17 protein-coding genes are annotated in these 20,483 nt (G+C 52.5%); all 17 read right to left on the minus strand.

The window, feature by feature from the left end:
* Positions 1 to 8: 8 nt before the first annotated feature.
* The 17 genes from fabZ to mce all read right to left on the minus strand — a co-directional run bounded on the left by fabZ (position 9) and on the right by mce (position 20,395).
* Complete coding sequence (fabZ, locus tag E1162_RS05320; RefSeq protein WP_155127934.1) at positions 9 to 479, minus strand: 3-hydroxyacyl-ACP dehydratase FabZ; 471 nt, start codon at positions 477 to 479, stop codon at positions 9 to 11.
* 128 nt (positions 480 to 607) lie between these two features.
* The gene (lpxD, locus tag E1162_RS05325; RefSeq protein WP_155127937.1) at positions 608 to 1,651 is read right to left on the minus strand and encodes a UDP-3-O-(3-hydroxymyristoyl)glucosamine N-acyltransferase; all 1,044 of its coding nucleotides are present in this window, start codon (positions 1,649 to 1,651) and stop codon (positions 608 to 610) included.
* A gap of 72 nt (positions 1,652 to 1,723) precedes the next feature.
* Entirely contained in the window at positions 1,724 to 4,087 is a 2,364-nt protein-coding gene (bamA, locus tag E1162_RS05330) for an outer membrane protein assembly factor BamA (protein WP_155127940.1), read from the minus strand.
* A 168-nt stretch (positions 4,088 to 4,255) separates the two neighbouring features.
* Complete coding sequence (gene rseP, locus E1162_RS05335) at positions 4,256 to 5,395, minus strand: RIP metalloprotease RseP (protein WP_155127943.1); 1,140 nt, start codon at positions 5,393 to 5,395, stop codon at positions 4,256 to 4,258.
* A gap of 64 nt (positions 5,396 to 5,459) precedes the next feature.
* Positions 5,460 to 6,638 (minus strand): 1-deoxy-D-xylulose-5-phosphate reductoisomerase, encoded by a 1,179-nt coding sequence (gene dxr / locus E1162_RS05340; RefSeq protein WP_155128251.1) that lies wholly within the window; start codon positions 6,636 to 6,638, stop codon positions 5,460 to 5,462.
* A gap of 41 nt (positions 6,639 to 6,679) precedes the next feature.
* Positions 6,680 to 7,564, minus strand: coding sequence for a phosphatidate cytidylyltransferase (locus E1162_RS05345; protein ID WP_155127946.1), 885 nt, complete (start codon positions 7,562 to 7,564; stop codon positions 6,680 to 6,682).
* Positions 7,564 to 8,331: an isoprenyl transferase gene (locus E1162_RS05350; RefSeq protein WP_155127949.1), complete on the minus strand. Its 768-nt coding sequence runs from the start codon at positions 8,329 to 8,331 to the stop codon at positions 7,564 to 7,566. The genes E1162_RS05345 and E1162_RS05350 overlap by 1 nt, the downstream gene beginning before the upstream one ends.
* A gap of 33 nt (positions 8,332 to 8,364) precedes the next feature.
* Positions 8,365 to 8,922 (minus strand): ribosome recycling factor, encoded by a 558-nt coding sequence (frr, locus tag E1162_RS05355; protein ID WP_155127952.1) that lies wholly within the window; start codon positions 8,920 to 8,922, stop codon positions 8,365 to 8,367.
* A 106-nt stretch (positions 8,923 to 9,028) separates the two neighbouring features.
* Positions 9,029 to 9,748 carry a UMP kinase gene (gene pyrH / locus E1162_RS05360; RefSeq protein WP_155127955.1) on the minus strand — a complete coding sequence of 240 codons (720 nt, stop codon included), beginning with the start codon at positions 9,746 to 9,748 and terminating at the stop codon, positions 9,029 to 9,031.
* Between the two features lie 73 nt (positions 9,749 to 9,821).
* Positions 9,822 to 10,745 carry a translation elongation factor Ts gene (gene tsf, locus E1162_RS05365; RefSeq protein WP_155127958.1) on the minus strand — a complete coding sequence of 308 codons (924 nt, stop codon included), beginning with the start codon at positions 10,743 to 10,745 and terminating at the stop codon, positions 9,822 to 9,824.
* Positions 10,746 to 10,904: 159 nt separating this feature from the next.
* Entirely contained in the window at positions 10,905 to 11,702 is a 798-nt protein-coding gene (gene rpsB / locus E1162_RS05370) for a 30S ribosomal protein S2 (RefSeq protein WP_155127961.1), read from the minus strand.
* Between the two features lie 238 nt (positions 11,703 to 11,940).
* Positions 11,941 to 15,375, minus strand: coding sequence for a DNA polymerase III subunit alpha (gene dnaE / locus E1162_RS05375; RefSeq protein WP_155127964.1), 3,435 nt, complete (start codon positions 15,373 to 15,375; stop codon positions 11,941 to 11,943).
* Positions 15,376 to 15,778: 403 nt separating this feature from the next.
* Positions 15,779 to 16,507 (minus strand): ABC transporter ATP-binding protein, encoded by a 729-nt coding sequence (locus tag E1162_RS05380; RefSeq protein ID WP_155127967.1) that lies wholly within the window; start codon positions 16,505 to 16,507, stop codon positions 15,779 to 15,781.
* Entirely contained in the window at positions 16,504 to 17,790 is a 1,287-nt protein-coding gene (locus tag E1162_RS05385; RefSeq protein ID WP_257098688.1) for a lipoprotein-releasing ABC transporter permease subunit, read from the minus strand. The genes E1162_RS05380 and E1162_RS05385 overlap by 4 nt, the downstream gene beginning before the upstream one ends.
* A 138-nt stretch (positions 17,791 to 17,928) precedes the next feature.
* Entirely contained in the window at positions 17,929 to 19,254 is a 1,326-nt protein-coding gene (gene proS / locus E1162_RS05390) for a proline--tRNA ligase (protein WP_155127969.1), read from the minus strand.
* Between the two features lie 438 nt (positions 19,255 to 19,692).
* Entirely contained in the window at positions 19,693 to 19,971 is a 279-nt protein-coding gene (locus E1162_RS05395) for a DUF1467 family protein (RefSeq protein ID WP_371311818.1), read from the minus strand.
* A gap of 19 nt (positions 19,972 to 19,990) precedes the next feature.
* Complete coding sequence (gene mce / locus E1162_RS05400) at positions 19,991 to 20,395, minus strand: methylmalonyl-CoA epimerase (RefSeq protein WP_155127972.1); 405 nt, start codon at positions 20,393 to 20,395, stop codon at positions 19,991 to 19,993.
* Between the last annotated feature and the right edge of the window lie 88 nt (positions 20,396 to 20,483).

Raw genomic sequence — 20,483 nt, forward strand, 5'->3', positions numbered from 1 at the left:
TTTTTTCCTCAGTTGTCGGAATCTACAAGCATCGCGCTGATTTCTGCCTCAGCGACCTTCACACCATCTACCATTGCAACTGCATCGAACTTCCAGATGGTTGCACGGTTACGGATTTTCTTCACGTGGAAGTGCACCTGATCACCTGGCACAACAGGCTTACGGAACTTACACTTATCAATTGTCATGAAGTAGACCAAAGATGGGCTATCTTCAGTACCGCGTGCGTTGATGCATAGCGCACCTGCGGTTTGCGCCATCGCTTCAATCAACAAAACGCCCGGCATTACAGGCTGTTTTGGAAAGTGACCCTGAAAATGCGGTTCGTTGATCGTAACATTCTTGATACCGATGCCGGAGTTGTCACCGTCCATGTCGACGATCTTATCGATCATCAAAAATGGGTAACGGTGTGGCAGCAGCTCCATAACCCGCATAATGTCGGCGGAGTCCATCGTAGATTTTTCAGTTTCACTCATTATCAAAAGCCTCAGGTTTTAACTCTGGGTGGATCCTTGGGGTTTTGCAAAATAATGGCCCCTCTTAAAGGATCTACAATACTTGGGCAATTCGTCAGTGCAAGCGGGCCTGAAAGACCCGCCGCAGCTTACGCTTTGTCCTCACCTTTCTCGGCAAGGCGCTTGATTGCAGTTATCTCCCGGAACCACTGACGGACAGGTTTTGCAGGCGTACCGCCATAACGACCGCCGCCCTTCAGGTTTTCATTGACCGAAGAGACTGCTGCGATCTGTGCAGCCATACCAATAGTGACATGACCTGCGACACCGCTCTGGCCGCCGATGACGACGTAATCTTCCAGCGTTGCGCTACCGGAAATACCAACTTGCGAGACAATAACGCAGTGACGACCGATATTAACGTTATGTCCAATCTGGACCTGATTATCGATCTTCGTGCCTTCACCAATAACCGTGTCACGGTTCGCACCGCGGTCCACAGTAGTCCCTGCGCCGATTTCAACGTCGTTTTGAATGACAACGCGGCCAAGCTGCGGCACCTTCAAATGACCGCCCGGCCCCATCGCAAAGCCGAAGCCGTCCTGACCGATTGAAACGTTCGGATGCAAAATAACACGGTCACCGATGAGGGTATGCTGAACGGACGCACCTGCACCGATGGTGCTATCACGGCCGATGGCACAGTTGGCACCTATTACGGCATTAGGCATAACATGCGTGCCAGCACCGATGGAAACATGCTCGCCAATAACGGCGCCAGCTTCAATGACAGCGCCCTCTTCGATCACAGCACTTGGTGCAATCACTGCTTTGTCGGAGACTTCCGTTTCACGGGTAACCGGCAGCGGCTTCATTGCTTCTGGGTGCAGCTTTGCAAGAACCTTCGCAAGAGCCTTGTAAGGCTCCTTTGTAAGCAGAGGAATTACGCCCTCTGGTACGCGGTCCACGTACTTCTTTGCTACAAGGCATGCGGTGGCATCTGTTGTTTCCAACTGATCCACATACTTCGGGTTATCAATGAACACCAGCATTTCAGAGCCGCCTGCATCAAGCGGCGCCACTCCATGAATGAGCTGTTCGCTATCGCCGCGTACGATTTCCGCATCTGCCCATTCTGCAATCTGGGCGACGGTAACCGGCGCTGCATCCCTAAAGAACTTTGGATTTGTCATTGATCCCTTCACACAAACAAAAAAGGCCGCCGAACACGATCGGCGGCCAATTATAAGAGCTTTTTGATCCAATCAGAAGCGGGTACCACCGCTTAGCATGAATACCTGCGTTTCGTCGGCATCATTTTTCATGATCGGCCAAGCAAAGTCAGCACGCAGAGGACCGAATGGAGACTTCCAAAGAACGCCTACACCAACAGATGCGCGCAGTTCAAAGTCTTCAGATTCAATAGTGGAGGACGCACCAATCACGTCTTTCAAGCCATCATCAACGCCCCACAGGGAACCAGCGTCAACGAACGCGGCACCGGACAGGCCGAGTTCAGGCGGCAGGAACGGGAATGGAGCCTGCATTTCAGCAGATGCAGCAACGTAGGTCGTACCACCGAGGGCATCGCCACTTGCGGCATCACGTGGACCGTAACCGTTGGATTCGAAACCGCGGATCAGGTTCTGGCTAGCCTGGAACTGATCGGTTACACGCAGACGGTTACCGATGGACGAAATGAAGCCTGCATTACCGCGCAAGGAACCAACAAGACCGATGGACGGCAGCAGTTCATGATATGCGCGAGCCTCAAACTCGTTACGGATGTACTGGGAATCACCACCAACACCAGCAAACTGCTGTTCGAAGCGGCTGTAGATACCATCACGAGGGCTCTGGTTATTATCCAGCGTGTTGTACACGAAGGAGTAACCGGCCATAGAGGTCAGGTAGCTGCCCAAGGAGTCACAGACTGCGAGCGATACATCGCTAGCACAGTTATTGATGCTGGTAGAGTCGCTACGTGCAAGATCAGTCTCGTAGATCTTATAGAACAGGTTCAGCGTCAGTTCGTCTTCACGAAGCGGCAAACCGAAGTTCAGACCACCACCGGTTGTTGTTTCTTCATATGCCTGTGTGCTGGTTTCATCAGAAACACGGCGATAGACATCAACACCTGCGGAGATGCGACGACCCATGAAGAATGGCTCAACAAAGCGGAAGTCGTAGCTCTGAGAGTCGGTACCACCGCCAACGGATGCACGAACATACTGACCACGACCGAGGAAGTTGCGCTCGGAGATAGACAGATCACCGATGATACCGTCTGAAGTGGAGTAACCCACGCCGAAGGAAACTTCACCGGTTGGCTGTTCAACAACATCAACGTTGATGATCACACGGTCAGGAGCGCTGCCCTGCTGACGGGTGATACGAACGGATTCGAAGTACTGGGTGTTGCGCAGACGACGCTCTGCTTTATCAAGCAGAATGCGATTGTAGGCATCACCTTCAGCGAGATCGAACTCACGACGGATAACGTATTCACGGGTACGATCGTTACCGCGGATATTGATGCGCTCAACGTATGCACGCGGGCCTTCTTCAATGAAGTAAGCCAGAGAGATCGTCTTGTTCTCATAATCGCGCTGACCGCGAGGACGAACCTGCGCAAACGCATAGCCCTGCTTGGACATTTCAATGGTCAGATCCTCAAGGGTCTTTTCCACATCCAGAGAGTTATATGTTTTGCCGGAACGAGTGCGAATGAACGAACGAAGAGTTTCAGGGTCAACAGAAGTCAAAGACGTGTCGATATCGATATCACCGTACTTGTACTTCTCGCCCTCATCCACAGTGAAGGTCACATAGAAAATGTTCTGTTCACGGTCGAGGTCAGCAACAGCGGATACGATGCGGAAATCCGCATAACCGTGCTGATAGTAGTACTGACGCAGCAATTCCTGATCTGCTTCAAGACGGTCAGGATCGTAAACATCGGAAGTACGCAGCCAGCCGAGCAGGCCACTTTCCTTGGTTTTGATCTGGTCACGAAGACGGGAATCACTGAATGCCTGATTGCCGATGAAGCTGATGCGAGCAACACCGGTCTTGTCACCTTCATCGATTTCAAAGACCAGATCGACGCGGTTGTTTTCGCGCTCGATGATCTTCGGCTCGACGGACGCACGGTAGCGGCCGGAGCGACGATAGGCTTCAAGAAGGTTCTGCACATCGCTCTGAACGCGCGCACGGGTCAACATGGAACGTTCGGTAGAACGAACCACGGACTTTAGCGCATCGTCGTTGAGACGCTTATTGCCTTCAAAGGAAACTTGACCAATTACAGGATTTTCAACCACGTCCACCACAAGGGTATTGCCGCGTTGGGCAATAGAGACGTCAGCGAACAAACCTGTCGCATAGAGAGTTGTAAGGCTCTCGTCGATATCAAGGGCTGTAAAGTTCCGACCCGGCTGGATCGTCAGATAACTGCGAACGGTATCATCTTCGATGCGTGTCGCGCCGCGCACGTCAATGCGACTCACAACTGCGGCCTCTGCGACCGATGCCCCGAAAATATTGGCGGTTTCTGGAACCGCAGCACCCGCGCCGGTGATAGCGAGCGCCATCAGGGAAACACGAGACAAGCTCTTAAAACGCTGCATAGAAATGCTATGCCTTTATATCTTGCCTTAGGCCGCAGTACCCCCTACTGCCCAAGGTTATGGATAGAATCTGAAACACTTAAAAACTTTTTACTAGGTTTTGGCGTGAAATCAACCGCTTGACAGATGATTTCAATGTAAAAATGCCCATCCGTAAAGTTCCCAGTGTCACTCAGAGAAAAATAAATGCAGCAAATCGTTTCTGGTTGCAAAAACCATTAGCAGCAATAGTAGCGTGATTCCTATCCGGAACCCAACCTCTTGAACCCGTTCGGAGAGAGGCTTTCCTCTTACAATTTCTACTAGATAATAAAGGAGATGACCACCATCGAGCATCGGAACGGGCATCAAATTGAGCAGACCGATGCTAACGGAGATGACGGCAATCCAGTTGATGAGAGGCACGATTCCGATTGAAGCCACCTGCCCTGACATCTGTGCGATGCGGATCGGGCCGCCAATCTGGTCTGTATCTTCCTTACCGACAAACAGACCACCGATGTAAGCGCCGGTGCGCTCTACAACGAACCACGTTTCGCTAACGCCGCCCCAGACAGCTTGAAGCGGGCCATATTCTTTAACAACCCAGTCGCCTTGCTTGGTATCACGCTGGATGCCTAGGATGCCGACCTTCTGCTTATTTCCAAAACGATCAGAGATTTCCTGAAGCGCTGGCGTAGCTGAGAGTGTCACTAGTTGCCCATCACGACTCACTTCGATTTGAAGAGGCATATCTGCACTTGCGGAAACAATGCGTTGAACCTGACCAAAACTCTTGATCTCGGTCCCATCGATAGCAACGATGACATCGTCTGGCATAATGCCAGCAATTTGCGCTGCACTGCCATCACGCACACTATCAACGCGTGGAACAGTCTCCATCTTGCCGTAGAAGCCCAGCAGACAGGCAAAAAGAACAATAGCGAGAAGAAAATTGGCAATAGGGCCAGCAGCAACCACGGCTGCGCGCTGCCATACATTCTTCATATGGAAGGCGCCTTTGGCTTCCTCCTCGCTCATATTTTGAAGCGCATCATGATCAGGCGTACTTGCGGCGCTTTCATCTCCGGCGAATTTCACATAACCACCGAGAGGAATTGCGCTCAACTTCCAGCGTGTGCCGTGCTTGTCGTTTCGGCCGAAAAGCTCAGGCCCGAAGCCGATGGAGAACGCGAGCACGCGGATGCCGCACCAACGGGCCACAAGGAAGTGTCCAAGTTCATGGATAAAGACAACGACCGTTAGAACCACCAGAAACGGAATGATTGTTGCAAAAGACGCCATCAGACCAGAGCCGAATGATTCCATAATCAATACCTTTCATGGGACGCAGCCTCTACGAACTGCGCTACCCGAATTTTAAACTTGGCTCTTACAGAACAGAGCTACGCTGGCTGGCAAACTCACCCGCCACTACGCGAACTTGCTTATCAAGCTCCAGAATATCGTCCAGACTGCCCGGCTTTACAAGTAGGCCTCTAGAATCAAAGTGTTCCAGTGTTTCTTCCACCGTCGCAACAATGTCCAAAAAGCCAATCTGACCGCTGAGGAATGCAGACACAGCAACTTCATCAGCGCCGTTATATACCGTACCGGCCATATCTCCCATGCGAGCGACTGCAAAGCCGAGACGCAAACCAGGGAATCTTACCAAGTCCGGCTCTTCAAATGACAATGTAGAGAGCTTAGCAAGATCCAACCGCGCACCATTGATCTCGACACGCTCAGGATAGCCGAGGCAATGAGAAATTGGCGTACGCATATCTGGCGGGGACATGTGGGCAAGCAAGGCACCGTCCTTGTACTGCACCATGCCATGAACGATAGACTGCGGATGGACAAGCACTTCGAGCTGATCAACCGAGACAGGGAAGAAGTGGGAAGCCTCGATAACCTCAAGCCCCTTGTTCATCATGGTCGCGCTATCAATAGTGATGCGCTGGCCCATGGACCAGTTTGGATGTTTAAGAGCCATAGCAGGCGTAGCAACACGCATTTCCTCAAGGCTGGCAGTTCTAAACGGACCACCAGAGGCCGTGATGATCACCTTCTCGATGCTTTCGGGCGCATTAGCATCAAACACCTGAAAGATGGCATTGTGCTCGGAATCGACCGGAAGCAGAGTAGCCCCTGTTTGCGCAACGGCTTTGCGAACCAATGAACCTGCGCAAACGATAGATTCTTTATTGGCGAGCGCGACTGTCTTCCCTGCCTGAACAGCTGCCATAGTTGGCTCAAGACCTGCGGCCCCTACCATCGCGGAGACGATGACATCCGCATCATCCGCGCCAGCAGCAATTACCGCAGAGCGACCAGCAGCGACTTCAATACCAGACCCTGCAAGTACATCTTTCAGCTCCTGATATTTACTCTCATCAGCAACTACCGCCCGCTTTGCGTGAGTCTTTACAGCTGCTTGGGCAAGTTTCTTCACACTTTGGTTTGCAACCAGCGTCTCAACCGCAAAGCGATCTGGATTAGCGCACAAGATGTCCAGTGCGCTGTCGCCAATAGAACCCGTTGCACCGAGGAGTGTGACTTTCTTTTGCATCATGGATGCCTTCAATTCCAGAACCTGAAGCTCTTTGATTTTTAAGAGGCGCGAACGCTCATCAGACCAAGCCCCGGATCTGCAAAGCTTCCACCGAAGATTACGCCGATAACTAGCGCTACGAACGCGGCAAAAACAAGCCCGTCCACACGATCCATTAGGCCACCGTGACCCGGAATGAGCTGGCTTGCATCTTTCACGTTAAAGCGGCGTTTCAGGGAGGACTCAAACAAGTCTCCCAATTGAGATGCCGCAGAAAGAAGAGCTGCCAAAGCGAACAGCCATAAAAGATGTTCAGCGCCCATGGCGTAGGCGACCAAAGCCCCTGCAAGAGCTGCAAAGATCACGCCGCCGATAGCGCCGCTCCAGGTTTTATTAGGGGAAACTGCTGGCCAGAGTTTAGGCCCACCAAACGTTCTACCGCAGAAGTAGGCGGCGACATCCGATGCCCACACCAGAAACAGGAGATAAAGAAAAATCGCAAGGCCGTGAGAGCCTTCACGCAGGGCAACGATAGAAATACAGGCAAGAGAGCTATAAACGAGGCCTGCAGCAAACCATCTGGTGCCAATTGTCAGCTTTTCAGCGATAAACAGAAGCGTTGCGCTTACCACAACGGCCGCCAAGGCTGCGAGCGTACCTGCAAAGATGTACACCGCGCCAATGCCAACCAGCAGTGCAAAACCCAAAAGAGATAGCGGGCCGCTCTTCTTTTGCTGGGTAACGATACCCCACTCCCAAAACAGAACGAGAGAGCCTAGGAGAACAACCAGAGCAAACAGCAGACCACCGTACCAGGTGACCGCCAGAACAGCGGGAGCAAGAAGCAATGCGGACCAAGCACGGGTTAGAAGGTCCGGGTTCTTTTTCAAAATGCGCCCGAGCCAAGATAGATTCTCAGGACCGGGACTAGGTTCAGAATTCATTATACGGCCTTAACAGCAAGCCCACCGTAGCGACGTTCTCGATCTTTATAGGAAAATAGCGCCTGTTCAAAGGCCTTGCTATCGAAATCCGGCCAGTTGACCGGAGAGAAAAAGAACTCGGCATAAGCAGCTTGCCAGAGTAGGAAGTTAGAGAGCCTTTGCTCTCCACTTGTGCGAATAATCAAATCTGGATCAGGGATGCCTTTGGTATCCAGCCGCGCACTCAAACTTGCTTCGCCAACATCTTCTGCGCGGAGCAAGCCACTTTGCACGTCTGCAACGAGGCACTGCACTGCCCTCACCAGCTCATTACGCGCTCCATAGTTAAAGGCGATAACCAAGGTCATGCCTGTGCAGCCGCGCGTTTTTTCTTCTGCAAGATCCAGTAGTTTCTTCAGATCCTCTGCCAGTTCGGCACGAGCACCAATAACTTTGACCTGCACATTAGCATCGCGCAGATCATCAAGGTCGCTCTTGATGTAGGATCTTAGCAGACCGAGGATGAAATTAACCTCGGCTGGCGGGCGTGACCAATTTTCTGATGAAAAGCTGAACAGCGTCAGGTATTCGATACCGCGCTGACGCGCAAATTCTACGCTGTCGCGAACAACTTTTACGCCCCGTCGATGGCCTTCGGTACGTGGCAGCCCCCGTTCGGCAGCCCAACGACCATTACCATCCATAATGATGGCGACGTGCCTTGGAAGACCCGGTTCCCTAGCGCTTTGGACACACGTAACCGCATCTTCTTTAAGCTCTATCGCCATCAGTATCCCCCTCCTCGCGAAACCAGACAGGCCTTAGACCTGCTTGATTTCCGCTTCTTTCTTCGCAAGTACAACGTCGACTTCCGCGATAATTTCGTCGGTCATCTTCTGCACTTTATCAGATGCAACACGGCTGTCGTCTTCGCTCATGTCGCCTGCTTTTTCCTGTTTCTTGATCAGATCCATACCGTCGCGACGTACGTGACGAATAGCGATCTTAGCGCTTTCAGCATGTTTATGAGCAATCTTGGCAAGCTCTACACGGCGCTCTTCGTTCAATTCAGGAATTGGCAAACGCAGAACCATACCATCAACAACCGGATTGAGCCCCAGGCTGGATTCACGGATTGCTTTTTCTGTGGCGGAAACCATGGAGCGATCCCAAACCTGCACGGAAATCATGCGTGGCTCTGGAACAGAAACAGTTGCAACCTGGTTGATAGGCATCGGCGAACCGTAAGCTTCTACAGTGATGGCATCCAACATAGATGCAGAGGCGCGGCCAGTGCGCAGACCGGAAAGTTCGGTCTTAAATGCGCTAATAGCGCCATTCATGCGACGACGCAGGTCGTTATAGTCCAGCTCCGACATAGTTTCCTCATTACCTGTTAAGCGGAGCTGTAAGCGCAAAGTGCGCACAGCTCCTCTAAAACACGTCAGTGGTGGCTACACTGACAAATTATTTCTTACTGTTGCCTTAATCTTTGACAACTGTAAATAGACCCTTGCCCCTTAGGACGTTCATTAGGCTGCCAGAGGTCCGAATGGAGAAAACAACTACAGGAATTGAGTTATCTCGGGCAAGAGCAATTGCCGTCGCATCCATGACTTTCAGGCCTTTTTCAAGAACTTCACCCGGTGTCAGCGTTTCATAACGCTTTGCATCCGGCACAAGTTTAGGGTCTGCGTCATAAACGCCATCAACCTGAGTACCCTTCAAGAAGGCATCACAGCGCATTTCTGCGGCGCGCAGAGCTGCACCGGAGTCTGTGGTGAAGAACGGGTTACCTGTACCACCAGCGAACAGGATAACATCGCCCTCTTCCATGTAGAGCTCAGCATCGCGCTGGGTAAAAGTTTCACAGATAGATGGAACCGGCACAGCAGACAGCACGCGTGCGCGTACGCCAAAGCGGCGCAGTGCGTCAGCAAGGGTCAAGCTGTTCATGACGGTTGCAAGCATACCCATGTGGTCGCCGGTTACGCGGTTACCGCCTTTTGCAGCAACTGCAACGCCGCGGAAGATGTTACCACCACCGACAACGATACCGAATTGAGCACCAAGCCGGACTGCTTCCGCAATCTCACCGGCAACGCGATCTACAACCTTTGGATCAATACCAAATTCCTGATCCCCCATGAGGGCTTCACCGGAAAGCTTCAACAGCACCCGTTTCCAGCGCAGATTGTCAGACATTTTTGTTCCTCAACTCGTTCATTTGGATGCACTAAGGGCGCCGACTCAAAAAACCGACGCCCCTAATAAATTATTATTTACCGACAGCAGCTGCAACTTCTGCAGCGAAATCGGATTCTTCTTTTTCGATACCTTCACCGAGAGCGAAGCGTACGAAGCCTACCAGCTTGATCGGGGAACCGATTTCTTTACCAGCAGCTTCAACAGCGCCTTCTACGGTCAGGTCAGGGTTCAGAACGAACGCCTGCTTAACGAGGGTTACTTCCTCGTAGAACTTGCGAAGACGACCTTCAACCATCTTTTCGATGATAGCTTCTGGCTTACCGGATTCACGAGCCTGTTCAACGTAAACAGCGCGTTCACGTTCAATAGCTTCTGGGTCCAGTTCTTCTACGTTGAGTGCCATTGGGTTGGTCGCAGCAACGTGCATTGCAATCTGACGGCCCAGTGCATTGAGCTTGTCAGCATCGCCAGCAGATTCCAGAGCAACCAGAACGCCGATTTTGCCAAGGCCTTCGCCTGCAGCGTTGTGCATGTAAGTTGCAACAACACCTTCAGAAACCTGAAGGCCTGCAGAACGACGAAGGGTCATGTTTTCACCGATGGTGCCAACAGCTTCCTTGATTTCTTCGTCAACGTTACGGCCGGTACCTGGGTAAGCAGCAGCAGCAAGCTTTTCAACGTCGCCATTAACGGACAGAGCTACCTCTGCAATTTCCTTAACCAGCTTCTGGAAGCCTTCGTTACGTGCAACGAAGTCGGTTTCGGAGTTAACTTCGACAACTACAGCAGCTTTATCGCCAGCAGCTACAGCAACCAGACCGTCTGCAGCAACGCGGCCAGCTTTTTTAGCAGCCTTTGCCAGACCCTTGGTGCGCAGCCAATCGATTGCTGCTTCCATGTCGCCGCCTGTTTCTTTCAGGGCAGCTTTACAATCCATCATGCCAGCGCCGCTTTTCTCGCGGAGCTCTTTTACCATCGCAGCAGTAATGCTCATTGAACGCCTCATGGACGGGAGTTTGTAAATCTGAAATCGTAACTCCAACTTCCCTTTTCGGAGAAACGATCTATCTCATGCAAATGTGACGGCCATGCCAAAAAGCCACGGCCGTCACATCAAATTGAATGGGTCTGATTAGATCAGACCCGAAAGCAATTAAGCGTCGGCCTGAGCAGCGTCGCCGCCTTCAACAGCAACGTCTTCAGCCAGTGCAGGTTCTTCCATTACTTCTTCGGATTCACCGAGATCGAAGCCCATGGAGCCCTGTGCACGTGCAATACCGTCGATAGCAGCGCGAGCAATCAGATCGCAGTACAGGTTGATCGCACGACCTGCGTCGTCGTTACCTGGAACTGGGTAAGTGATGCCTGCTGGATCGCAGTTGGAGTCCAGAATTGCTGCAACAGGGATGCCCAGACGACGAGCTTCCTGAATAGCAATAGCTTCGCGGTTGGTGTCGATTACGAAGATAAGGTCAGGAATACCGCCCATATCTTTGATACCGCCCAAGTTACGCTCAAGCTTCTCACGCTCGCGAGACAAGAACAGACGCTCTTTTTTGGTCATGCGGCTTGCTTCGCCACCGAGCATCTCTTCCAGCTTACGAAGGCGCTGGATGGACTGGGAGATGGTTTTCCAGTTGGTCAGCATACCGCCGAGCCAGCGTGCGTTCACGTAGTACTGAGCAGAACGACGTGCTGCTTCTGCAACAGAGTCCTGAGCCTGGCGCTTAGTGCCAACCAGAAGAACGCGACCACCAGCTGCAACAGTGTCGGACACTGCTTTAAGAGCCTGGTGAAGAAGCGGAACAGTCTGACCGAGGTCAAGAATGTGTACGTTGTTGCGTACGCCAAAGATGTAGTTGCCCATCTTTGGGTTCCAGCGGTGCTTCTGGTGTCCGAAGTGAACGCCAGCTTCCAGCAGCTGACGCATGGTAAAATCAGGCAATGCCATGCCCTAAACTCCTATGGTTTTCCGGTTTAATCCTCCGCAGGGCGACAGCAGTAGCTGCGGTCTAACCGGATGGAAGGTGCGCGAACGCATTTCCAGCCCTGCGTGCGGGATGTGCGCCTTATAGAGTCCATTTGACCGAAGATCAAGCGCTGCAAAAAAGGAATCAACAGCGCCCGTAGAGAATTCTATCAAGGTCGCAGTTCAAAGCTTATCAGGCCCTATCGATATCCGCCAATCACTATGACATTTGGACGTCAACGACACCTTGCATTGACTTCAATGCACCGCCTAACTGCGGAGATAATTGGTAACGGCCGGGTAGTTTAACCTCTACTTCCCGTTTTCCCTGCTCCAGAAGCATGATGCAGCTCACCTCGCCATCTCCCCCCGGGCGCAACTGGCTTTTCAATGAGCGAACCGGCTTCTCGCTATCAAGAAAGATACGCAAGGTCTTATGAACGCGGGAAGCAACAGTTTCCAGCGGATCTACCTGCTGGATTCGCACACTCACTTCTTCCTCGCGCAAATCAGCCTGCACGAGCAGAACAACTGAGTTACCCGGCTCCAACAGGTCGCGGTATTTGTTGAGCGCCTCGGAGAAAAGCACCGCTTCATACTGGCCTGTAGGATCGGAAATACGAACGATACCCATCTGGTTGCCAGTTCGCGTCTTACGCTCCTGCCTACTGGTAACCGTACCAGCAAGACGGCCAACAGAAGAACCAGCCTTTACAGATTGCTCAAAGCCTTTCCAAAGCTGCACACGCAGTTTTTCAAGCAGCGCGCGGTACTCATCGAGCGGATGAGCCGAAATATAGAAGCCAACGGCGCTGTGTTCGCGCTGCAAGCGTTCTGCCGGAAGCCATGGGTCGGTATCTGGAAGGATAAGAGGTTCAGGTGCATCAGCACCGCCGAACAGCTCGTTCTGACCAGAAGCCGAGTTGTCCGCAGCGCGCTGCGAGGTCGCGACGATCCGGTCCAGACCTTCAAGTAACTGGGCGCGGTTAGGATTCAGCTCGTCAAACGCACCAGCAGCAATGAGATTTTCCAAGGTGCGCTTGTTTACAACGCGAGCGTTAACGCGGTTCGCAAAGTCTGCGATGTCCTTGAAAGGCTTATCGCCACGCACTTCAACAATGTGCTCTACGGCGTGCTCGCCAACACCTTTGATAGCTCCAAGAGCATAAATGATCTTACCGTCCTGCACGTCGAAGTGCACCGTGGACAGGTTCACACTTGGCGGCACAACCTCAATACCCATTCGCAGGGCTTCTTGACGGAAATCGCCGAGCTTATCGGTATTGCCAAGATCGAGCGTCATGATACCGGCGAGGAACTCGACCGGATAATTCGCCTTAAGCCAAGCGGTATGATAGGCGACGAGTGCATAGGCTGCCGCGTGCGATTTGTTGAAGCCGTAGTTCGCGAACTTTGCCACGAGATCGTAGATCATGCCCGACTGGCTGGTCTCGATTCCGTTTTTGGAAGCACCCTCTACGAAGCGGGCACGCTGAATTTCCATCTCCGAGGCGATCTTTTTACCCATCGCGCGGCGGAGCAAGTCCGCTTCACCAAGTGAGTAGCCAGAAAGAACCTGCGCGATCTGCATTACCTGTTCCTGATAAACGATAATGCCGTTGGTTTCTTTCAGGATCGGCTCAAGGAGAGGATGGAGGTAGTCCGGCTCCTGCTCGCCATGCTTAACGGCGTTGTAGATCGGAATATTGTCCATTGGACCTGGGCGATACAGCGCCACCAGCGCAATAATGTCCTCGAAAACGTCGGGGCGCATACCAGCGATGGCGCGGCGCATGCCCTGACTTTCCAGCTGGAACACGCCCACTGTCTCACCAGCTGCAAGCAAGCGGTACGTTGGCTTATCTTCCAGCGGAACCGTAGACATATCGATATCAATACCGCGGCGCTTGATTAGCGAAATCGCGGTATCGATCACAGTCAGGGTTTTCAGACCCAAGAAGTCGAATTTTACAAGACCGGCCTGTTCAACCCATTTCATGTTGAACTGTGCTACCGGCATATCAGAGCGCGGGTCTCGGTAAAGCGGTACAAGCTGCTCCAGCGGACGGTCACCAATAACCACACCTGCTGCGTGAGTAGATGCGTGGCGGTAAAGTCCTTCCAGCTTTTGCGCCATAGTCAAAAGACGGTCTACAACCTCCTCCTGACGCGCAGATTCGCGAAGGCGCGGCTCTTGCTCGATGGCTTGAGCGAGCGTCACAGGGTTTGCAGGGTTGCCCGGAATGAGTTTGGATAGACGGTCGACCTGACCATATGGCATCTGCAATACGCGGCCTACGTCACGCACCACCGCCTTGGCCTGCAATGTACCGAAGGTGATGATCTGCGCCACCTGCTCGCGCCCATACTTGCGCTGCACATAGCGGATCACCTCTTCACGTCGGTTCTGACAGAAGTCGATATCGAAATCGGGCATGGAAACGCGTTCCGGATTAAGGAAGCGTTCGAAGAGCAAGGAGAAACGGAGCGGATCAAGGTCCGTGATGGTCAGAACCCACGCGACAAGCGAGCCCGCACCGGAACCACGACCCGGACCAACTGGAATATCTTGCTCCTTAGCCCATTTGATGAAGTCCGCAACGATGAGGAAGTAACCCGGGAACTTCATGCGGGTGATGATGCCCAGCTCGTAGTCCAAGCGGGTCCAGTACTCCTCTTCCTCAACGCCCGGCGCTGTACCGTGAGCATCAAGGCGGGCACGCAGACCTTCCTTAGCCTGACGAGCCAACTCTTCCGCCTCGGCTTTTTCTGCCTGCTCTGCGTCGGCATCAGCACCGGCAAAGCGCGGCAGAATAGGAGCGCGCTTTGGAGTACGGTAGTGGCAACGTTTCGCTATCTCGATTGTATTGTCGAGCGCTTCCGGCAAATCCTTAAAGAGTTCGATCATCTCTTCACGGGACTTAAAACGGTGCTCAGGCGTTAGCTGACGGCGATCAGTCTCGATGAGAACACGGCCTTCGGAGATTGCCAGTAGCGCATCATGCGCCTCGTAGTCATCTTCTTTCGGGAAGAAACACTGGTTCGTCGCAACAATTGGAATGTTCTTGGCATAGGCCAGGTCCAGAAGCGCCGCTTCTACCTTTACTTCTGACGGCATGCCGTGACGCTGGACCTCCACATAGAGGCGATCACCGAAAATATCATGAAGTGTATCTAGGCGGCTGCTAGCGAGTTGTTGCGCTCCCGCTTCAAGCGCCTTGTTGATTGGACCTTCACTAGCGCCTGTGAGCGCGATAACACCCTGCCCTTTGAGGCGCAGACGCTCCACACCAACATTGGCCTTGTGACCGGGCTCCGTATCCAAGAACGCACGAGAGACAAGATCCATGAGGTTCTCGTAACCCTGCTCACTGGTAGCAAGCAGAACCAGATCACACAGCGCCTCGTCATTTGCGCCGCCTTCAATATCACCAAAATCAACGGTGACCTGCGACCCGATAATCGGCTGGATGCCTGAACCGTAGGCCTTATCGGAAAACTCTAGCGCACCGAAGAGGTTTCCGCTGTCGGTTATGGCCAGCGCTGGCTGCTCATCTTCCATTGCCATCTTGATAAGCTTGCCAACCGGCAAAGCGCCTTCAAGCAACGAATAGGCGGAATGGACGCGTAGATGAACAAACCCCGGACCAGCCATTGGCCGAACTCCTCGAATGCAGAAAAGAAAACTCTGGCAGTCTCCAGCAGTGCCTTAGCTGTGTCGAGTACTTGGCGTGCTTTCGCCATGACGTTCCACAGGTGGAGACCTAGAGACCCGCAGTTAATGCCTGCAGCCAGACATAGCAAGAGGTAGCAAATGTGCAAACGGATGCGAAGGCGATCAAATCTTTTGCGAAGTGGACCATATCTATAAACCCCAACATATGATCTTGTTTTGTTCTCTTATAATTCGCTTTTTGTTCCCTTTTCGCAACTCCTTTTTTTGACCAGCGACATTCAAGGTTAACAGGTGGATAACGTTGACGTAGCGACCACACGAAAAAGGCCGCTGCTACACGGGTAACAGCGGCCTTTTATATCAACTGGTATTTTGCAGGTGCCTAGATCTCTACGATTTTGCCATCGCTGATCGTAATGCGACGATCCATGAGTGCTGCAAGTTCAAGATTGTGCGTTGCAAGCAGTGCCGTAACGCGGGATGCCCGAACAAGCGCCTGTAGCGCGTCAAAAACATAATGGGATGTTTTCGGATCAAGATTACCCGTCGGCTCATCAGCTAGAAGCACTCGCGGCGCGTTAGCCACTGCGCGAGCGATAGCCACACGCTGCTGCTCACCACCTGACAGTTCGGACGGGCGATGCTCTGCCCTGTTCTCCAAACGCATGTACTTAAGCAGTTGCAATGCTCGTTCATCAGCCTCCGGCTTGCCGAGGCCGCGGATCATCTGAGGCAGAGCAATGTTCTCCTGCGCGGTGAATTCAGGCAGCAGGTGATGGAACTGATAAACGAAGCCAACTTCGTTACGGCGGATATAGGTGCGCTCATCATCGGTCAGGCTGGAACATGCCTTACCGCCAACATAAACCTCACCTGCATCCGGTTTTTCCAAAAGGCCAGCAATATGCATCAAGGTGGATTTACCGGTGCCGGATGGCGCAACAAGAGCCACGACCTCACCCTCATAGAGGTCAAGGTCAACGCCTTTCAGGATTTCGAGTTGACCATGCCCTTCGCTAAAGGTGCGGTAAACGCCTCTCAGGCTTAGCGCGACAACGCGCTCTTCCTGCTCAGCACCAGCGGACTTTACTGTGTTGGACGCTTTCATCATTCGTATCTCAGAGCCTCCACAGGATCGAGACGCGCAGCGCGCCATGCCGGGTAAAGCGTTGCAAGGAAGCTCAGCGCCAGTGCCATAACGACAACCATAATGGTTTCGCCGCTATCCATGTCTGCTGGTAGCTTGGAAAGGAAATAGAGTTCTGGCGAGAACAGCTCGGTACGAGTCAGCCACGAAATCGCCTGACGAATACCCTCAATGTTCCAGCACACAAGCGTGCCCAGAATAACGCCAGCGATTGTGCCAAAGGTGCCAATGCTTGCGCCAGTGATCACAAACACACGCATGATCGCGCCGCGGGTTGCGCCCATGGTGCGCAGTACCGCAATATCGCGCCCCTTGTCTTTAACCAGCATTGTCATACCGGAAATGATGTTCAATGCAGCAACAAGCACGATAAGCGTCAGGATGAGGAACATCACGTTACGCTCCACCTCAAGGGCAGAGAAGAACGTCATATTGCGCTGACGCCAGTCGGAAACGAATACCGGGCGGCCAGCGCCCTCTTCTACCGCTGCGCGCAGTGGACCAACGCCATCGGGATCATCGACATAAACCTCAACACCGGAGGCGATGCCTTCCTGATTGAAGTAGATCTGGGCCTCTTCAAATGGCATGAATGCGATGGAACCATCGTACTCACTCATGCCAATCTCGAAGATAGCAACCACCGGATAGGCTTTAACACGAGGCGTCATACCCATTGGAGTGATCGCGCCGCGCGGTGTGATAACGCGAATGGTATCGCCAACGGTTACACCGAGAGCGCGAGCCAAGCGGGTGCCCACTGCAATACCATCGGAATTATCGAAATTCTCTAGAGTGCCGAGTTTAACGTTCTGGCTAACGAGCGGAAGCTTATCGAGATCCGCTTTACGAACACCGCGAAACAGTGCGCCAAGATCGGCAGACGGACCAGAGACCATCGCCTGCCCTTCAACAAACGGAAGAGCAAAGTCTACACCTTCAAGCTTGCCGATTTTTGCGGTGATGTCGTCAAAGTCGTCCAGCTTGCTGTCAATCGGCTGCACCAAAACGTGCCCGTTGATGCCAAGGATCTTGGTTAGAAGCTCGGTACGAAAGCCGTTCATAACGGCCATGACGATAATCAGGGTAGCAACACCCAAGGCAATTCCGAGGAAAGAAAGTCCCGCAATAATGGAGATGAATGTCTCTTTGCGCTTGGAGCGCAGGTATCGTCCGGCCAGCATCCATTCAAACGCTGCAAATGGGCGCGTACGACCCAGATTTGCGTCGGCGGCGTTTGCTTTCATTTTTTAAAAATCCCCGCAAAAAGCCCTTTGGAAATTCGGGCAGTCTTGTGCGCCCTTCTTTCAATAATAAGCAGCAAAAATATGGTAGATCCGGCGGAAATATCCGCCGAATCTAATTTTCCAGCTGTTTTAACAGGTTTAACCCTTAAGGGCAGCAACAAGCTTGGCGACAGCTGCCTCAGGGGACATGCTTTCGCGCTCACCGGTCTTACGGTTCTTGATTTCCACTTCGCCGCTCTTCAGGCCGCGTGGGCCAACGATGAGCTGCCATGGAAGACCGATAAGGTCCATGCCCGCAAATTTCTGGCCTGCGCTGGTTTTACGGTCGTCGTAAAGCACTTCAACGCCAGCGTTTTCAAGCTGTTCATAAAGGCTGTCACAAACCGGATCACACTCGTCGCCCGGCTTCATGTTGATAAGACCAACATGGAACGGTGCAACTTCGGTTGGCCAGATGATGCCATCATCGTCGTGGCTTGCTTCGATGATGCCGCCCAGAAGACGGGATACGCCGATGCCGTAAGAGCCCATGTGAACAGGAATGTCCACGCCTTCAGCGGTGGTCACCTTCGCGTTCATAGCGTCGGAGTATTTGGTGCCGAAATAGAAGATGTGACCAACTTCAATACCGCGTGCAGAAACCTTGGTTTCTTCCGGCAGCGCTTCGAATGCTGCTTCGTCGTGCATTTCGTCGGTTGCAGCATATGGAGTGGTCCATGCATCTACGATTTCAGAGAGGTCACCGTTGAAGTCGGTGTCTTCGCCCGGAATTGGCAGGTCTAGGATGGACTTGTCGAGGAATACTTCGCTCTCGCCGGTAGAAGCAAGAATGATGAACTCGTGGGACAGGTCGCCGCCAATCGGGCCAGTGTCAGCCTTCATAGGAATTGCTTTGAGGCCCATACGTGCGAAAGTACGCAGGTACGCAACGAACATGCGGTTATAGGCTTCACGAGCGCGTTCCTGATCCAGATCGAAGGAGTATGCATCCTTCATGAGGAATTCGCGGCCACGCATAACGCCAAAGCGAGGGCGTACTTCGTCGCGGAATTTCCACTGTACGTGATAGAGGTTCAACGGCAGGTCTTTGTAAGAGCGCACGTAAGAACGGAAGATGTCGGTGATCATCTCTTCGTTGGTCGGACCGTAGAGCATTTCGCGGTCATGACGGTCAACGATGCGCAGCATCTCTTTGCCGTATGCTTCATAGCGGCCGCTTTCGCGCCACAGGTCGGCAGACTGGATGGTAGGCATGAGCAGCTGAACAGCGCCAGAGCGGTTCTGCTCTTCTTCTACGATCTTCTGTACCTTGCCAAGTACGCGGTGGCCGAGCGGCAGCCATGCGTAAATCCCTGCGGATTGCTGGCGGATCATACCGGCGCGGAGCATGAGCCGATGAGAAACGATCTCGGCCTCTTTCGGAGTTTCCTTCAAAATCGGCAGGAAATAACGGGATAGACGCATTCGCTTAAGTCTCTTGTGGTTCGATAAGTCACGAATTTTCGTTGCAGTGAAAGCAAACCGGCCTACAAATTACAAGCCCTCATGTCAATTCGGGTCCTTCAATATTTCAAGGTAGGCGGAATACCCTAGGATTATTTGAGTTCGTGAGCCTTATCGCAAAAAAAATATGCAAGCAAAAATTTTATGCAATTCGGTACAAATTAATGACAAATCCGTGACACTCATGTACGGTTCGCCTCAATAAAAAGCACGAGACCATTTTTAATCGTCTCGAATCGCGGTCTGAGTCTTGGGAGGATGGCCCTTAGGCGCGCTTTAAAAGGCTGCTGCCCGGCTGAAAAGCTGTATTGGGGTAAATGAACGCGTTAACTGAAAAGCAAGGCTGATCGCCTTGCTTTTTTTTCGTCCGCAGTTTGAAAACGCTAGCTTCCAGAGGGCTTAGCTGCTCTTTGGAAAGATAAACTGATCAACCATAGGCAGCATATCGCGCGCCATGCCTGTTTCAAAAAACGCGTAGAGTCCGGCAAAAAGAACCGATGTAAGAAGCGTGTTAGCCACCACTTTTTTCAGCATATTGGGTTTAACAGGCGCACTTTCAGAGGAACCGGGTACGACCTCGCCTTCCTCGTGCTGCGCTTTCACCCCAAATGGTAGGACCACCAGGAACAGGATCCACCACATCATAAAATAGAGTGCAATTGCCAGTGGCAGTGACACGAATACCTCCCCTCGCTTATTAGGCTTCTTCCAACTCGGTCAAAGTGCCGAGAAAATCCTTTGGATGCAAAAACAGCACAGGCTTGCCGTGAGCTCCGATTTTCGGCTCTCCGTCTCCCAATATACGGGCACCTTCCGCGACAAGTTTATCGCGGGCGGCAATGATGTCGTCCACCTCGTAGCAAATGTGGTGAATGCCACCAGCGCTGTTACGCTCAAGGAAAGCAGTGATAGGGGAATTTTCACCTAACGGCTCTAAAAGCTCGATCTTGGTGTTGGGCAATTCAATAAATACAGTCGTTACGCCATGATCAGGCTGCGCCACTTTATCGGAAGCTTTACCGCCCAAGGCCCCGCAATAGACCTTCAACGCTGCATCCATGTCATGAACAGCAATGGCAACGTGGTTTAACCGGCCAATCATCCCCGCACTCCTCCTCTTAGTCGGAGGTATATAAGCCTGATCCCGTAGGGGGTGTCCATCCGACTATGGATCAGGCTTTTGTTGTTAT

The organism is Pseudovibrio flavus (assembly GCF_009711345.1).
Taxonomy (GTDB): Bacteria; Pseudomonadota; Alphaproteobacteria; order Rhizobiales; family Stappiaceae; genus Pseudovibrio; species Pseudovibrio flavus.

Excerpts from the sequence above, each read along its gene's own strand:
- fabZ (WP_155127934.1), bottom strand. The coding sequence starts at position 479 with ATGAGTGAAACTGAAAAATCTACGATGGACTCCGCCGACATTATGCGG.
- lpxD (WP_155127937.1), bottom strand. The coding sequence starts at position 1,651 with ATGACAAATCCAAAGTTCTTTAGGGATGCAGCGCCGGTTACCGTCGCC.
- bamA (WP_155127940.1), bottom strand. The coding sequence starts at position 4,087 with ATGCAGCGTTTTAAGAGCTTGTCTCGTGTTTCCCTGATGGCGCTCGCT.
- rseP (WP_155127943.1), bottom strand. The coding sequence starts at position 5,395 with ATGGAATCATTCGGCTCTGGTCTGATGGCGTCTTTTGCAACAATCATT.
- dxr (WP_155128251.1), bottom strand. The coding sequence starts at position 6,638 with ATGCAAAAGAAAGTCACACTCCTCGGTGCAACGGGTTCTATTGGCGAC.
- E1162_RS05345 (WP_155127946.1), bottom strand. The coding sequence starts at position 7,564 with ATGAATTCTGAACCTAGTCCCGGTCCTGAGAATCTATCTTGGCTCGGG.
- E1162_RS05350 (WP_155127949.1), bottom strand. The coding sequence starts at position 8,331 with ATGGCGATAGAGCTTAAAGAAGATGCGGTTACGTGTGTCCAAAGCGCT.
- frr (WP_155127952.1), bottom strand. The coding sequence starts at position 8,922 with ATGTCGGAGCTGGACTATAACGACCTGCGTCGTCGCATGAATGGCGCT.
- pyrH (WP_155127955.1), bottom strand. The coding sequence starts at position 9,748 with ATGTCTGACAATCTGCGCTGGAAACGGGTGCTGTTGAAGCTTTCCGGT.
- tsf (WP_155127958.1), bottom strand. The coding sequence starts at position 10,745 with ATGAGCATTACTGCTGCGATGGTAAAAGAGCTCCGCGAGAAAAGCGGC.
- rpsB (WP_155127961.1), bottom strand. The coding sequence starts at position 11,702 with ATGGCATTGCCTGATTTTACCATGCGTCAGCTGCTGGAAGCTGGCGTT.
- dnaE (WP_155127964.1), bottom strand. The coding sequence starts at position 15,375 with ATGGCTGGTCCGGGGTTTGTTCATCTACGCGTCCATTCCGCCTATTCG.
- E1162_RS05380 (WP_155127967.1), bottom strand. The coding sequence starts at position 16,507 with ATGATGAAAGCGTCCAACACAGTAAAGTCCGCTGGTGCTGAGCAGGAA.
- E1162_RS05385 (WP_257098688.1), bottom strand. The coding sequence starts at position 17,790 with ATGAAAGCAAACGCCGCCGACGCAAATCTGGGTCGTACGCGCCCATTT.
- proS (WP_155127969.1), bottom strand. The coding sequence starts at position 19,254 with ATGCGTCTATCCCGTTATTTCCTGCCGATTTTGAAGGAAACTCCGAAA.
- mce (WP_155127972.1), bottom strand. The coding sequence starts at position 20,395 with ATGATTGGCCGGTTAAACCACGTTGCCATTGCTGTTCATGACATGGAT.